This is a genomic window from Halomonas sp. BM-2019, from assembly GCF_017584085.1.
In genome coordinates this window covers 3803004-3815234 of the sequence record NZ_CP071922.1, presented here as the reverse complement: position 1 = coordinate 3815234, position 12231 = coordinate 3803004, and the positions used below count along the sequence as shown (strand labels likewise).

15 protein-coding genes are annotated in these 12231 nt (G+C 69.4%); 10 read left to right on the top strand and 5 right to left on the bottom strand.

Annotated elements, in window-relative coordinates; translation table 11 throughout:
* Positions 1–14 precede the first annotated feature (14 nt).
* From J5F18_RS18895 to J5F18_RS18875, 5 genes are all read right to left on the bottom strand, one after another.
* The gene (locus tag J5F18_RS18895) at positions 15–1622 is read right to left on the bottom strand and encodes a gamma-glutamyltransferase family protein (protein WP_346300062.1); all 1608 of its coding nucleotides are present in this window, start codon (positions 1620–1622) and stop codon (positions 15–17) included.
* 99 nt (positions 1623–1721) lie between these two features.
* Positions 1722–2252 carry a chromate transporter gene (locus J5F18_RS18890; RefSeq protein ID WP_346300061.1) on the bottom strand — a complete coding sequence of 177 codons (531 nt, stop codon included), beginning with the start codon at positions 2250–2252 and terminating at the stop codon, positions 1722–1724.
* Entirely contained in the window at positions 2249–2821 is a 573-nt protein-coding gene (locus J5F18_RS18885; protein WP_346300060.1) for a chromate transporter, read from the bottom strand. The genes J5F18_RS18890 and J5F18_RS18885 overlap by 4 nt, the downstream gene beginning before the upstream one ends.
* Positions 2822–2890: 69 nt before the next feature.
* Positions 2891–3511, bottom strand: coding sequence for a YigZ family protein (locus tag J5F18_RS18880; protein ID WP_346300059.1), 621 nt, complete (start codon positions 3509–3511; stop codon positions 2891–2893).
* Positions 3511–3996, bottom strand: a complete 486-nt coding sequence (locus J5F18_RS18875; protein ID WP_346300058.1) for a S24 family peptidase — start codon at positions 3994–3996, stop codon at positions 3511–3513. The genes J5F18_RS18880 and J5F18_RS18875 overlap by 1 nt, the downstream gene beginning before the upstream one ends.
* A 212-nt stretch (positions 3997–4208) precedes the next feature.
* On the opposite strand from J5F18_RS18875, the gene ccmA reads away from it, so the two are divergent.
* The 10 genes from ccmA to J5F18_RS18825 form a co-directional block, all read left to right on the top strand.
* Positions 4209–4856: a cytochrome c biogenesis heme-transporting ATPase CcmA gene (ccmA, locus tag J5F18_RS18870; RefSeq protein ID WP_346300057.1), complete on the top strand. Its 648-nt coding sequence runs from the start codon at positions 4209–4211 to the stop codon at positions 4854–4856.
* Positions 4843–5586, top strand: a complete 744-nt coding sequence (gene ccmB / locus J5F18_RS18865; RefSeq protein WP_346300056.1) for a heme exporter protein CcmB — start codon at positions 4843–4845, stop codon at positions 5584–5586. Before ccmA ends, ccmB begins: the two co-directional genes overlap by 14 nt.
* Before the next feature lie 11 nt (positions 5587–5597).
* A complete protein-coding gene (locus J5F18_RS18860) occupies positions 5598–6338 on the top strand; it encodes a heme ABC transporter permease (protein WP_346300055.1) in 741 nt (246 codons plus the stop codon).
* Positions 6338–6577, top strand: coding sequence for a heme exporter protein CcmD (gene ccmD / locus J5F18_RS18855; protein ID WP_346300054.1), 240 nt, complete (start codon positions 6338–6340; stop codon positions 6575–6577). The genes J5F18_RS18860 and ccmD overlap by 1 nt, the downstream gene beginning before the upstream one ends.
* Complete coding sequence (ccmE, locus tag J5F18_RS18850) at positions 6567–7094, top strand: cytochrome c maturation protein CcmE (protein ID WP_346300053.1); 528 nt, start codon at positions 6567–6569, stop codon at positions 7092–7094. The genes ccmD and ccmE overlap by 11 nt, the downstream gene beginning before the upstream one ends.
* Positions 7095–7106: 12 nt before the next feature.
* On the top strand, positions 7107–9128 hold the full coding sequence (locus J5F18_RS18845) for a heme lyase CcmF/NrfE family subunit (RefSeq protein ID WP_346300052.1): 2022 nt from the start codon (positions 7107–7109) through the stop codon (positions 9126–9128).
* On the top strand, positions 9125–9658 hold the full coding sequence (locus tag J5F18_RS18840) for a DsbE family thiol:disulfide interchange protein (RefSeq protein ID WP_346300051.1): 534 nt from the start codon (positions 9125–9127) through the stop codon (positions 9656–9658). The genes J5F18_RS18845 and J5F18_RS18840 overlap by 4 nt, the downstream gene beginning before the upstream one ends.
* The gene (locus tag J5F18_RS18835) at positions 9649–10122 is read left to right on the top strand and encodes a cytochrome c-type biogenesis protein (RefSeq protein WP_346300050.1); all 474 of its coding nucleotides are present in this window, start codon (positions 9649–9651) and stop codon (positions 10120–10122) included. The genes J5F18_RS18840 and J5F18_RS18835 overlap by 10 nt, the downstream gene beginning before the upstream one ends.
* Positions 10119–11363, top strand: coding sequence for a c-type cytochrome biogenesis protein CcmI (ccmI, locus tag J5F18_RS18830; protein ID WP_346300049.1), 1245 nt, complete (start codon positions 10119–10121; stop codon positions 11361–11363). The genes J5F18_RS18835 and ccmI overlap by 4 nt, the downstream gene beginning before the upstream one ends.
* Positions 11364–11382: 19 nt before the next feature.
* Positions 11383–12231 (top strand): AAA family ATPase (locus J5F18_RS18825; RefSeq protein WP_346300048.1); only part of this gene is annotated, 849 nt, incomplete at its 3' end.

The following is a 12231-nucleotide window of genomic DNA, read 5'->3' as shown; positions in this document are numbered from 1 at the left end:
CCCTCGTCGTGTGCCTACCAGGGCAGCACGGCGCCATCGGTGCGCGGCTCGGTGCCGCCGCACAGCACGCCGGTGATGGGGTCGCGCAGGATGATCTGGCCGCGGCCGAAACTGATGGTGTCGGCGACCTTGACGATGTCGTGGCCGCGCCGGGCCAGCGCCTGGGCGAGGTGGTCGGGGAAGTGGGGCTCGACCTCCAGGGTCCTGCCCTTCGTCCACTTCCAGCGCGGCATGTCGAGTGCCGCCTGGGGGTTGAGGTGGTCCGCCAGCATGCCGGTCACCACCTGCACATGGCCCTGGGGCTGCATGTAGCCGCCCATCACCCCGAAGGGGCCCACCGCCTGGCCGTCCTTGGTGATGAAGCCGGGAATGATGGTGTGGTAGGTGCGCTTGCCCGGCGCCAGGGCGTTGGGATGCTCGGGGTCCAGCGAGAAGGACCAGCCGCGGTTCTGCAGGCTGATGCCGGTGCCGGGCACCACGATGCCCGAACCGAAGCCTTTGAAGTTGCTCTGGATGAACGACACCATGTTGCCGTCACCATCGGCGGTGGCGAGATACACGGTGCCCCCGCTGAGCGGGTTGCCGTGGACCGGGTCCAGGGCCTCGTGGCCGATCAGCCCGGCGCGGGCCCTGAGGTAGTCGTCGGCGAGCATCTGCTCGACGCTCGGGCGCATGGCGTCCTGCTCGGTGATATGGGCGAAGCCGTCCACGTAGGCCAGCTTGGTGGCCTCGATCCGCCGGTGCAGGGTCTCTACCGGGTCGCGCCCCTCCGGGCCCAGGCGCTCCAGCATGCCCAGCGCCTGCAGCACGATCAGGCCGCTGCCGTTGGGAGGAAGCTCCCAGATATCATGGCCCTGGTAGCGCACGCTGATCGGGTCGACCCACTCCGGTGCGAAGCGCGCCAGATCCTCCTTTCGCAAGAGCCCGTCGTGCTCGCGGAAGAAGGCGTCGATGCGCTCGGCCAGCTCGCCCTCGTAGAAGTCGCGCGCCTGGGTCTCCGCGATGCGGCGCAGGGTCCGGGCATGGTCCGGCGACGCCCAGCACTCGCCCGGCCGCGGGGCGCGCCCCTCGGGGGCGAAGGTGTCGAACCAAGACGCGAAGGCGGCGTCGTCGTAGGCCGAGTAGCTCTGGAATGCCTCGGCCCACAGCTGATGGATGACCGGGGTGACCGCAAAGCCCGCCTCGGCCAGGGCGATGGCCGGGGCCAGCAGCTCGGCGAAGGGCAGCCGGCCGAAGCGCTCGGAGAGCGCGACCCAGGCGGCCGGGGCGCCGGGCACGGTGACCGGCAGCAGGCCGTGGTTGGGCATGCTCGCGTGGCCGAGGGCCTTCATGGCCTCGATGCTTGCCGCCTGCGGCGCCGGGCCGCTGGCGTTGAGCCCGTGCAGCTTGCCGTCCAGCCAGACGATGGCAAACACATCGCCGCCGATACCGTTGGAGGTGGGCTCCACCACGGTCAGCGCCGCGGCCGAGGCGATGGCGGCATCCACGGCGTTGCCGCCCCGCTGGAGGATAGTCATGCCTACCTGGGCGGCCAGCGGCTGGGAGGTGGCGACCATGCCGCGGGTGCCGAAGGCGGCCATGCGCCGCGACGGGCTGGGGTAGTAGAGCGCATCGTGTTGCATCGTAAGCTCCTTGAATCGACTCAGGCGTCGCCCTGCCGGGCCATTGTGAGCCAGGGTAGGCGTTGGTGATCGAGAAGTGGCCGGATCGGCCCAGGGGCATCAGCCGAGAAAGAGCCCTCCGTAGAGGAGCGCCCCCAGCACCACCAAGGCGGGGTGGGTGCGAAAGTGCAGCAGGGCGACGGCGGCGGCGGCGCCGATCACCAGGGTGTGGAGCAGACCGGCGCCGCCGAGCCCTTCCAGGAAGAAGCCGAGAGTCAGCCAACCCATCATCAGGGCGATCACCGGGCGCACCCACTGGCTCATGCGCTTGACGCGGGGGGAGTCGCGATGGCGATAGAGCAGCCCCAGGGCGCCCAGCATCAGCAGTAGCGAGGGCACCACCGTGGCCAGCACGGTGACCAGGGCGCCGCCCGCCCCGGCCACCTCGAAGCCGATCTGACCGGCCATCTTGGTGGCGATGGGGGAGGGCAGGGCATTGCCCAGCGCCAGGGTCTCGGCGAATTCCTGGGCGCTCATCCAGCCGTAGCGCCCGACCACCTCCGCCTCGATCAGCGGAATGATGGCGGGGCCGCCGCCGTAGCCGATGATGTTGGGAATGAAGAAGGCGAGGAACAGCTCCCAGTAGATCATGGTCGGGCCTCCGCCGGCCGGCGCCCGGGGCGCAGCAGGGCCGCGGCCAGCAGGGCGCCGATCACCCAGCCGGGGTGCAGCCCCAGGCCGTAGATCAGCCCGCCGGCCACGCCCGCCATGACCAGGCTGATCACCCAGCCCAGCGCCAGGCGCGACTTGTGCCAGAAGTCCAGGGTCAGCTGGGCCAGCATCACCATCACCACCGGCACCACGGCCTGGCCCATGCCGCGGATCCAGGCCACATCGCGGTAGCGGCTGAAGACCCCGAGCAGCAGGATCATGGCGAAGATCATCGGCACGATCACCGCGGCCACGGCGATGGCGCAGCCGCCAAGGCCCGCCACCCGGTAGCCGATGTAGCCGGGCATCTTGGTGGCGATGGGGCCGGGCAGGGTGTTGGCGATGGCCAGGACGTCGGCGAACTCCTCGTCCGTCATCCAGGCGTGGCGCTTGACCACCTCCTGGTGCACCAGGGGGATCATCGAGGGACCGCCGCCGAAGCCGAGCAGGCCGATGCGGGTGAAGGCCCAGAAGAGGGCGCCCAGCGGCGCCTGGGGTTCGGGAGTCATGGGCGATGGCGTTCCGTGTCGGTGGTGGCTAAGGCTAGCTTCGGCGAGCGGCCGGGCCGCTGAGCCGGCTCAGGGCGGGGGCAGCCGCGTCAGCCGCCCGCGCAGCCGGGAGGCGAGCTCGTCGAGGTCGACGGGCCGGTCGCTTGGCCAGCCCACGCTGAGGATCACCCCCTCGGCGGCATAGTCGGCGGCCTCCACGGGGATCTCGTGGGCGGCCAGCCAGGCGCGCGCCTCGGCCTCGCCGGCGAACTCGACCCGAAGGCGTAGCGGGCGGCGCTCCACCAGCTCGCGGCGGGGCAGGTGCTCCAGGCCTTGGGCCACCGCCTGGGCATAGGCGCGGGCGAGCCCGCCGGTGCCCAGCTTGGTGCCGCCGAAGTAGCGGATCACCACGCAGCCCACCTGGCCGAGCCCCGAGCCCTCCAGCGCCTGGAACATGGGGCGGCCCGCGGTGCCGCCCGGTTCGCCGTCGTCGGAGAAGCCGATGGCGGCCTGCTCGCCCGGCGGGCCGGCGATAAAGGCGCTGCAGTGGTGGCTGGCGCCGGGGTGGGCCGCCCGGGCGGCGGCCAGCAGCGCCTCGAAGGCGGCGGGCTCGGGGGCGTGACAGAGCCAGGTGAGGAAGCGGCTGCGTTCCACCTCGATCTCGCTCTCGTGGCGTCCGCCGGGGGGCAGGTCGGGCACGGGGTAGCGCATCAGGCGGCCAGCCCACCCTGGCGCACCACGCCCATTACCAGCCCCAGCACCTGGATGTCGCTGTTCTTCAGGACGATCGGTGCCATGCGCTCGTTGGCGGGTTGCAGGCGCACCCCGGCGCGATCGATATAGAGCTTCTTCAAGGTGACCTCCCGGTTGTTGATCATTACCACCGCCGTCTCGCCGTTCTCGGCGCTCTCCTGGCGCTCGATGATGATCACATCCCCGTCGAAGATGTTGCAATCGATCATGGAGTCGCCGCGCACCCGCAGGGCATAGGTGTTGCGGCGGACCATGCGCCGGGGCACCCGGACGCGGGCGCTGTCCGGGCAGGCCTCGATGGGCAGGCCCGCCGAGACGCTACCGAGCAGCGGAATCTCGATCAGGGCGGCGGCGGCGGTTTCCGTCGCGCCCAGCGGGGCCCAGGACTCGGCGAGGGGGAGGTTGGGACGACGAAGGAGGAAGCGGGGCGTGACCTCGGGCATGGGGGATCTCCTGTCGGCAGCCGCGGGGCTGAATACTGTTGGAATGTACAGTACTTGAGTAGGATAGCAGCGGGTGACGATCTGGCAAGGCGTGCGATCGGCAATCCTCTTGACCGGGGTCAACCGCGATGGGCTGACGCAGCCGCTTATCTGGTAGGAAAACGGCTTTCCGTGTAGAGTCTCGAGCCAAATTACCCATGCCGGAGTGTGCCTTGACCCTGCGCCTGCAAGCCCGACAGCTGGCCTGTGAACGGGATGATCGCTGGCTCTTCGAGAACCTCGATCTGGACATCCGTTCCGGAGAGGTCGTGCGCATCGAAGGCCCCAACGGCAGCGGCAAGACCACCCTGCTCAAGATCCTCTCGGGGCAGCTGGCCGACTACCAGGGCGAGCTGTTCTGGAACGGCGCGCCGATGCGCGAGTCGCGCCAGGCCTTCCTCGAGAGCCTCCTCTACCTGGGGCATGCCCCCGGGGTGAAGGCGGCCCTGACGCCCCTGGAGAACCTGGCCTGGTACCAGGCGCTGGCCGGTGAGCGCGGCAACGAGGCGGTGCGCCTGGCGGCGCTGGAGTCGGTGGGCCTGGTAGGCTTCGAGGATGTACCGGCCGGACAGCTCTCCGCGGGTCAGCAGCGCCGGGTGGCGCTGGCCCGCCTGGAGCTGACCCCGCGCCCCCTGTGGGTGCTCGACGAGCCCTTCACCGCCATCGACCGCGACGGGGTGGCGGCGCTGGAGGAGCGCCTGGTTATCCATGCCCGGGCCGGCGGCTGCGTGCTGGTGACCACCCACCACGAGCTCCGGGAAACGGGCGAGCTGCGGCGCATTCGCCTGGGTCGAGGAGGGCATGCCCATGTCGCTCACTGAGAGCCATCAGCCTGCGGCACAGTGTCGCACCCTGGCCCGGAGGGAACCGGACGGCGGCCTGGCGGTCGCACTCTGGGCGACCCTCAAACGCGACCTGGTGCTGCTGATGCGCCGTCGCAGCGAGGTGTTGAACCCCCTGGTGTTCTTCGCGCTGGTGATCACCCTGTTCCCGATCGGCATCTCGCCGGATCCGGAGTTGCTGGCCACCATCGCCCCGGGCCTGCTGTGGGTGGCGGCGCTGCTGGCGGCGCTGCTCTCCCTGGACAGCCTGTTTCGCGGCGACTATGACGACGGCTCCCTGGAACAGCTGCTGCTCACGCCGCAGCCGCTGCCCCTGCTGGCGCTGGCCAAGGTGGCGGTGCACTGGCTGCTGACCGGCCTGCCGCTGGCGCTGATGGCGCCGGTGCTAGGGATCATGCTCTCGCTGCCCGCCGGCAGCTATCTGGTGCTGGCGCTCTCGCTGGCCCTGGGTACCGCCAGCCTGAGCCTGATCGGCGCCATCGGCGCGGCGCTCACCGTGGGGCTCTCCCGCGGGGGGGTGCTGCTGTCGCTGCTGGTGCTGCCGCTCTATATCCCGGTGCTGATCTTCGGTGCCGGCGCCGTGCAGGCGGCGATCCTCGGCGACGGGGCCGCGGCCCACCTGGCCATCCTGGGCGCCCTGCTGGCCCTGGCGCTGATGCTGGCGCCCTGGGCCATCGCGGCGTCGCTGCGTATCAGTATCAACGGTTGAGAGGTGGAGGCATGTGGGCCTTTATTAACAAGTTACGCTCCCCCAAGTGGTTCTATGCCATCAGCGCCAGGCTGCAGCCCTTCTTCTGGCTCGCCGCGACGGCGTTGATCCTGGTCGGCAGCGTCTGGGGCCTGGCCTTCGCGCCCGCCGACTACCAGCAGGGCAACAGCTTCCGCATCATCTACGTCCACGTGCCGTCGGCCTTCCTGGCGCAGTCGATCTTCGTCTCCATGGCGGTGTGTGGCCTGGTCTACATGGTCTGGAAGATCAAGGTGGCCGATATGGCCGCGGCCATGATGGCCCCCCTGGGGGCGGCCATGACCTTTGTCGCGCTCTTCTCCGGCGCGGTGTGGGGTGTGCCCACCTGGGGCACCTGGTGGATGTGGGACGCGCGCCTCACCTCCATGCTGATCCTGCTGTTCCTCTACCTGGGGGTGATCGCCCTGCGCGGCGCCTTCGCCAGCCGCGACAGCGCCTCCCGGGCCGCCTCGGTGCTGGCCATGGTGGGGGTGATCAATATCCCGATCATCAAGTACTCGGTGGACTGGTGGTACACCCTGCACCAGCCGGCCACCTTCAACATCACCGGTCGCGTCGGCATGCCCATGGAGATGTGGGCGCCGCTGCTGATCATGGTGCTGGGCTTCTACAGCTTCTTCATCGCCCTGACCCTGATGCGCACCCGCAGCGAGATCCTGCGCCGGGAGTCCAATAAGCGCTGGGTGCGTGACCTGGCCGGGGAGGAGTGCTGATGGCCTTCGAATCCTTCAACGAATTCATCGCCATGGGGGGGCATGCCCCCTACGTCTGGGCGGCCTGGGCGGTGACCGCCGGGCTGCTCGTCGGCATCGTGCTGCATGCCCGTGCCGAGCGTCGCCAGCTGCTGCGCAACCTGCAGCGCCGGGTGCGCCGCGAGGAGCGCCTGGGTGCCGGTCAGGGCGAGATGGCTGGAGTTTCACATCAAGTGGGTGGTAATCGTCATGACCCTTAGCCTTACCGCGAAGCGCAAGCAGAAGCTCTACGTGATCCTGGGCCTGGTCGCCCTGGCGGCCGTGGCCGTCGGCTTGACCCTCTATGCCCTGCGGGCCAACATCAACCTCTTCTTCAGCCCGGTGCAGATCGCCGCCGGCGATGCCCCCTATGAACGCCAGATCCGCGCCGGCGGCATGGTCCGGGAGGGCACGGTGGTGCGCAACCCCGACAGCCTGGACGTGGAGTTCACCGTGACCGACTACGTCGAAGACGTGCGCGTCCACTACAGTGGCATCCTGCCCGACCTGTTCCGCGAGGGGCAGGGCGTGGTGGTGGTGGGCCAGCTGCAGCAGGGCGGCTATATCAAGGCCGACCAGGTGCTGGCCCGCCACGACGAGAACTACATGCCGCCGGAGGTGGCCCAGGCCCTCATCGACGCCGGCTACAAGCCCGAGGACTTCCAGCAGAAGGCCGCCGAGGTGGCCGAACGCCTGGGGGCCGAGGAAGGCAACGGCGCCGCCAGCAGCTCGTACTGATCCGGAGTACCCATGCTGACCAAGATGATTCCCGAGATCGGCCACTACGCCCTGGTCATCGCCCTGCTGATGGCGGTGGTGCAGTCGGTGATGCCCCTGGCTGGCGCGGCGACCCGTCGCCCGCTGTGGATGGCCTATGCCCGGCCCATGGCGGCCGGGCAGTTCCTGTTCGTGGCTATCGCCTACGCCTGCCTGACGGCCAGCTACATGCTGGACGACTTCAGCGTGGCCAACGTGGCCAACAACTCCAACTCCATGCTGCCCTGGTACTACAAGTTCAGTGCGGTGTGGGGCAACCACGAGGGCTCGGTGCTGTTGTGGAGCCTGATGCTGGCTGGCTGGGGCTACTTCGCGGCGCGCTTCTCCCGTGAGCTGCCTCGCGACATGGTCGCCCGGGTGCTGGGCGTGATGGGGCTGGTCTGCGTGGGTTTCCTGCTCTTCATCCTGGCCACCTCCAACCCCTTCGAGCGCCTGCTGCCGCACATGCCGGCCGACGGCTCGGACCTCAACCCGCTGCTGCAGGACATCGGACTGATCCTGCATCCGCCGATGCTCTACATGGGCTATGTGGGCTTCTCGGTGGTCTTCGCCTTCGCCATCGCCGCCCTGCTGGGCGGCCGCCTGGACGCCGCCTGGGCGCGCTGGGCCCGTCCCTGGACCAACCTGGCCTGGGCCTTCCTCACCGTGGGCATCGCACTCGGCAGCTGGTGGGCCTACTACGAGCTGGGCTGGGGCGGCTGGTGGTTCTGGGATCCGGTGGAGAACGCCTCCCTGCTGCCCTGGCTGACCGGTACCGCCCTGATGCACTCCCTGGCGGTCACCGAGAAGCGCGGGGCCTTCAAGAGCTGGACCCTGCTGCTGGCGATCTCCACCTTCTCGCTGTCGCTGCTGGGCACCTTCCTGGTGCGCTCCGGGGTGCTCACCTCGGTGCACGCCTTCGCCAACGACCCCTCCCGCGGCTTCTTCATTCTGATGCTGCTGGGCATCACCGTGGGCCTGTCGCTGCTGATCTTCGCTCTGCGCGCGCCGCGGGTCAGTCATCAGGTGGGCTTCGGCTGGCTCTCCCGTGACGCCCTGCTGCTGATCAACAACATCATGCTGGTGATCATCACCGTCACCGTGCTGATGGGCACCGTCTATCCGCTGATCCTCGACGCCCTGGACCTGGGCAAGATCAGCGTGGGCCCTCCCTACTTCAATGCGCTCTTCGTGCCGCTGACGCTGATCATGGTCGTCTTCATGGGGCTCGGGCCGATCTCGCGCTGGAAGAATACCGCCCCGCGCCTGCTCGTCCAGCGCCTGTGGCTCGCCGCGGCGGTGGCCGTGGTGCTCGGGGTGGCGCTGCCGCTGATCTTCGCCGAGCGCTGGAGCGCGGCGGTGGCCATCGGCCTGATCGCCGCGCTGTGGATCGTGCTGCCCATGCTGCGCGACCTCTACGACAAGACCCGTCACGCCAGCTCCATCGGGGCGGGCCTGAAGCGGCTGTCGCTGGCCTACTGGGGGATGCAGCTGGGCCACCTGGGGGTGGCGGTGACCATCGTCGGCGTGGCGATCGTCTCCAACTACAACATCGAACGCAACGTGCGAATGGGGCCGGGCGACAGCGTCCAGGTCGCCGGCTACACCTTTACCATGACCGAGCTGACCGACCGCCGCGGCCCCAACTTCCTGGCTGACCGGGCGGTGATCGAGGTCCAGCGCGGCGACCGTGAGCGCAGCTTCACCATGAATCCCGAGAAGCGCCTCTACCTGGCCACCGGCATGCCGATGACCCAGGTGGCGTTGCGCCCCGGCTTCTTCCGCGACCTCTACGTGGCCATGGGGGAGGACCTGGGCGACGGCAGCTGGGCCATGCGCGTGCAGTACAAGCCCTTCGTGCGCTGGCTGTGGCTCGGCGGTTTACTGATGGCCATCGGCGGGGTGCTGGCCGTGGCCGACAAGCGCTACCGCCGCCTGGCGACCGCCCCGGACCCGGAGGAGGAGGCACTCAGGGCAGCCGCCGGCAAGGGCGCGGGCAAGGAGGCGACCGCATGAAGCGCCGCCTTCTGCTGCTGCTGCCGCTGATCGGCTTCCTGGCCCTGTCGCTGTTTCTCTACCAGGGGTTGTCGCTCAACCCCTTCCATCGCGAGTCGGCGCTGATGGCCCGGGACTTCCCGGAATTCGACCTCGCCACTCTGGAGGACCCCGAGCGCCGCGTGGACCGCTCGCTGTTGTCCACCGGCGAGCTGACCCTGGTCAACGTCTGGGGCGAGTGGTGCCCCGAGTGCAAGCGCGAGATGCCCCAGCTGCTCGACCTCTCGCACCGCCACGACATCCGCATGGTGGGAATCAGCTGGAAGGACACCCGCGAGAAGGGGCTCGGCTTCCTGGAGGAGTTCGGCAACCCCTTCGAGATCAACATCTTCGATCCGGACAACGAGCTGGGCTTCGAGCTCGGCGTGTTCGGTGCCCCCGAGACCTTCCTGGTGGATGCCGACGGGGTGATTCGCTATCACCATGTCGGTTACATCGCCCCGGGCGAGGTGCGTGAGAAGATCCTGCCGGAGGTGGAAAAGTGGCGCTGATGCGAATCCTGCTGACGACGCTCGCCCTGCTGCTGGTGGCCGGCCTGGCCCAGGCCGGCGGCATCGAGGTGCGCGAGTTCGATGACCCGGTGCTGGAACAGCGCTATCGCAGCCTGACGGCCTCGATGCGCTGTCCCACCTGCGAGAACCAGGCGATCAACGACTCCGACGCCCCGGTCTCCGCCGACATGCGCGAGCGGATCTATCTGCTGCTCAATGAGGGGGTCTCCGACATCGAGATCCGCGAGCACATGGTGCAGCGCTTCGGCGACTATGTGCTCTACAACCCGCGGTTGGAGGGGCGTACCTACCTGCTGTGGGGGCTGCCGGCCGGCCTGGTGGTGCTCGGCGCCCTGCTGGTGATCCTGATCGTGAGGTCGCGCCAGAACGCCTCCGCCAAGGCTCTGACCGCCGAGGAGCGTACCCGACTGCAAGCCCTGATCAACCGCGAGAGAACCGAATGACCCTGTTATGGATTGCCTTCGCCGTCCTGCTGCTGCCGGCCCTGTGGCTGCTGGTCGCGCCGCTGCGCCGGGCCCGGGCCGTGCACGACGCCCAGCGCGACTACGAGGCCGACGACCGCACCGCCGAGCAGAACGTGGCGATCTTCCAGCGCCGCCTGGCGTCGCTGGAGGCCGCCCTCGAGCGCGGTGACATCGACCAGGCGCGGTATGAGGAGGATCGCCTCGAGCTCGAGCGCAGCCTGCTGGAGGACACCGAGAACCTCACGCGGGCGCCGCTCAAGGCAAGTGCCTCCGGTCGTCTGGTCGTGCCGATCCTGATGGTGCTGGTGGTGGCCGCCAGCGTGCTCTGGTACCAGCGCGAGGGAGCCGAGGGCGACCTCGCCCTGCTGGCCGTCCAGGAGGAGGTCCAGAACCATCCCGAGGGCTCCCTGGAGATGCTCCTCGAGCGCCTCGAGGAGCAGGCCGTGCGTCAGCCGAACAACCCCAACGTCTGGGCCTCGCTGTTTCCGGTCTACCGGGATCTGGGCCGGGGCCGCGAGGCGATCCACGCCCTGGAGCGCCTGATCGAGATCGAGGGGCGCCAGGCCTCGCTGGTCGCCAACCTGGCCCAGATCGAGTTCTTCATGGCCGACCGCCAACTGACCCCGCGGGTGCAGGCACTGGTGGACGAGACCCTGGAGCTGGACTCCAGCCAGCCCACGGTGCTCGGGGTGCTCGGCATCGAGGCCTTCGACCGCAGCGACTACGAGGCGGCCATCGACTACTGGCGGCGCGCCATCGCCGGGATGAGCGACGCGGGCACCGGTCAGGCGCTGCGCGAGGGCATCCGCATCGCCCAGCAGCGCCTGGGGATGGCGCCCGAGGAGCCGGTGATGGGGGAGGCCGAGGGCTCCGGGGTGCGCGTTCATGTGCGCCTCGACGAGGCGCTCAACGGCCGCCTCGGCGACGACGCCACGGTGTTCGTGGTGGCTCGCGACATGGAGGGCGAGCTGCCGCCGCTGGCGGTGACCCGCTTTCCGGTCAGCGAGCTGCCCACCGAGGTGATCCTCGACGAGCGCAGCGCCATGTCGTCCGAGGCGAGCCTGGCCCAGGTGCGCGAGGCGCGCCTGATGGTGCGGGTCTCGGCCACCGGCGATGCCACGCCCCAGGCCGGTGACCTGTTCGGCGACCTGGAGGGGGTGCCGGTGGGCGCCACCGACGGCGAGCCCGTCGAGCTGATCATCGACCGTGTCTTCGACTGACCGCCCCGGATAGTCGTCGATGCGCCTCAGGTCGATACGCCTGGTGGGCTTCAAGTCGTTCGTCGACCCGGTCACGGTGCCCTTCGACGGCAACATGACCGCCATCGTCGGGCCCAACGGCTGCGGCAAGTCCAACATCATCGACGCGGTGCGCTGGGTCATGGGGGAGTCCTCCGCCAAGACCCTGCGCGGCGAGTCGATGACCGACGTCATCTTCAACGGCTCCACCGGCCGCAAGCCGGTGGGGCAGGCCTCCATCGAGCTGCTCTTCGACAACCGCGACGGCACCCTGGGCGGCCCCTACGCCCAGTACGCCGAGATCGCGGTGAAGCGCCTGGTCACCCGCGAGGCCCAGTCCAGCTACTTCTTCAACGGCCAGAAGTGCCGCCGGCGCGATATCGCCGACCTCTTCCTCGGCACCGGCCTCGGCCCGCGCTCCTACGCCATCATCGGCCAGGGCATGATCTCGCGGCTGATCGAAGCGCGCCCCGAGGAGCTGCGCGCCACCCTGGAGGAGGCCGCCGGCATCTCCAAGTACAAGGAGCGCCGCCGCGAGACCGAGAACCGCATGCGCCGCACCCAGGAGAACCTGGAGCGCCTGGACGATATCCGCGAGGAGCTCGACAAGCAGCTCGAGCGGCTCCGGCGCCAGGCGGAGGCGGCGCGCCGCTACCAGACCCTCAAGAACGAGGAGCACCGTCTCAAGGGCGAGCTGGCGCTGCTGCGCGCCCGCGCCCTGCGGGCCAGCCAGAACGAGGAGGAGCGCCGCGTGCGCGACCTCGAGATCGCCGTGGAGCGCGAGGTGCTGGGGCTGCGCCAGTGCGAGACCCGCCTGGAGGAGGCCCGCGAGGCAGACGGGCTGCTGCGC

Coding starts and splice junctions, on each gene's coding strand:
- J5F18_RS18880 (WP_346300059.1), bottom strand. CDS start 3,511: ATGCGCTACCCCGTGCCCGACCTGCCCCCCGGCGGACGCCACGAGAGC.
- J5F18_RS18840 (WP_346300051.1), top strand. CDS start 9,125: ATGAAGCGCCGCCTTCTGCTGCTGCTGCCGCTGATCGGCTTCCTGGCC.
- J5F18_RS18895 (WP_346300062.1), bottom strand. CDS start 1,622: ATGCAACACGATGCGCTCTACTACCCCAGCCCGTCGCGGCGCATGGCC.
- ccmB (WP_346300056.1), top strand. CDS start 4,843: ATGTCGCTCACTGAGAGCCATCAGCCTGCGGCACAGTGTCGCACCCTG.
- J5F18_RS18885 (WP_346300060.1), bottom strand. CDS start 2,821: ATGACTCCCGAACCCCAGGCGCCGCTGGGCGCCCTCTTCTGGGCCTTC.
- J5F18_RS18845 (WP_346300052.1), top strand. CDS start 7,107: ATGCTGACCAAGATGATTCCCGAGATCGGCCACTACGCCCTGGTCATC.
- ccmE (WP_346300053.1), top strand. CDS start 6,567: ATGACCCTTAGCCTTACCGCGAAGCGCAAGCAGAAGCTCTACGTGATC.
- J5F18_RS18875 (WP_346300058.1), bottom strand. CDS start 3,996: ATGCCCGAGGTCACGCCCCGCTTCCTCCTTCGTCGTCCCAACCTCCCC.
- J5F18_RS18860 (WP_346300055.1), top strand. CDS start 5,598: ATGTGGGCCTTTATTAACAAGTTACGCTCCCCCAAGTGGTTCTATGCC.
- ccmI (WP_346300049.1), top strand. CDS start 10,119: ATGACCCTGTTATGGATTGCCTTCGCCGTCCTGCTGCTGCCGGCCCTG.
- ccmD (WP_346300054.1), top strand. CDS start 6,338: ATGGCCTTCGAATCCTTCAACGAATTCATCGCCATGGGGGGGCATGCC.
- J5F18_RS18890 (WP_346300061.1), bottom strand. CDS start 2,252: ATGATCTACTGGGAGCTGTTCCTCGCCTTCTTCATTCCCAACATCATC.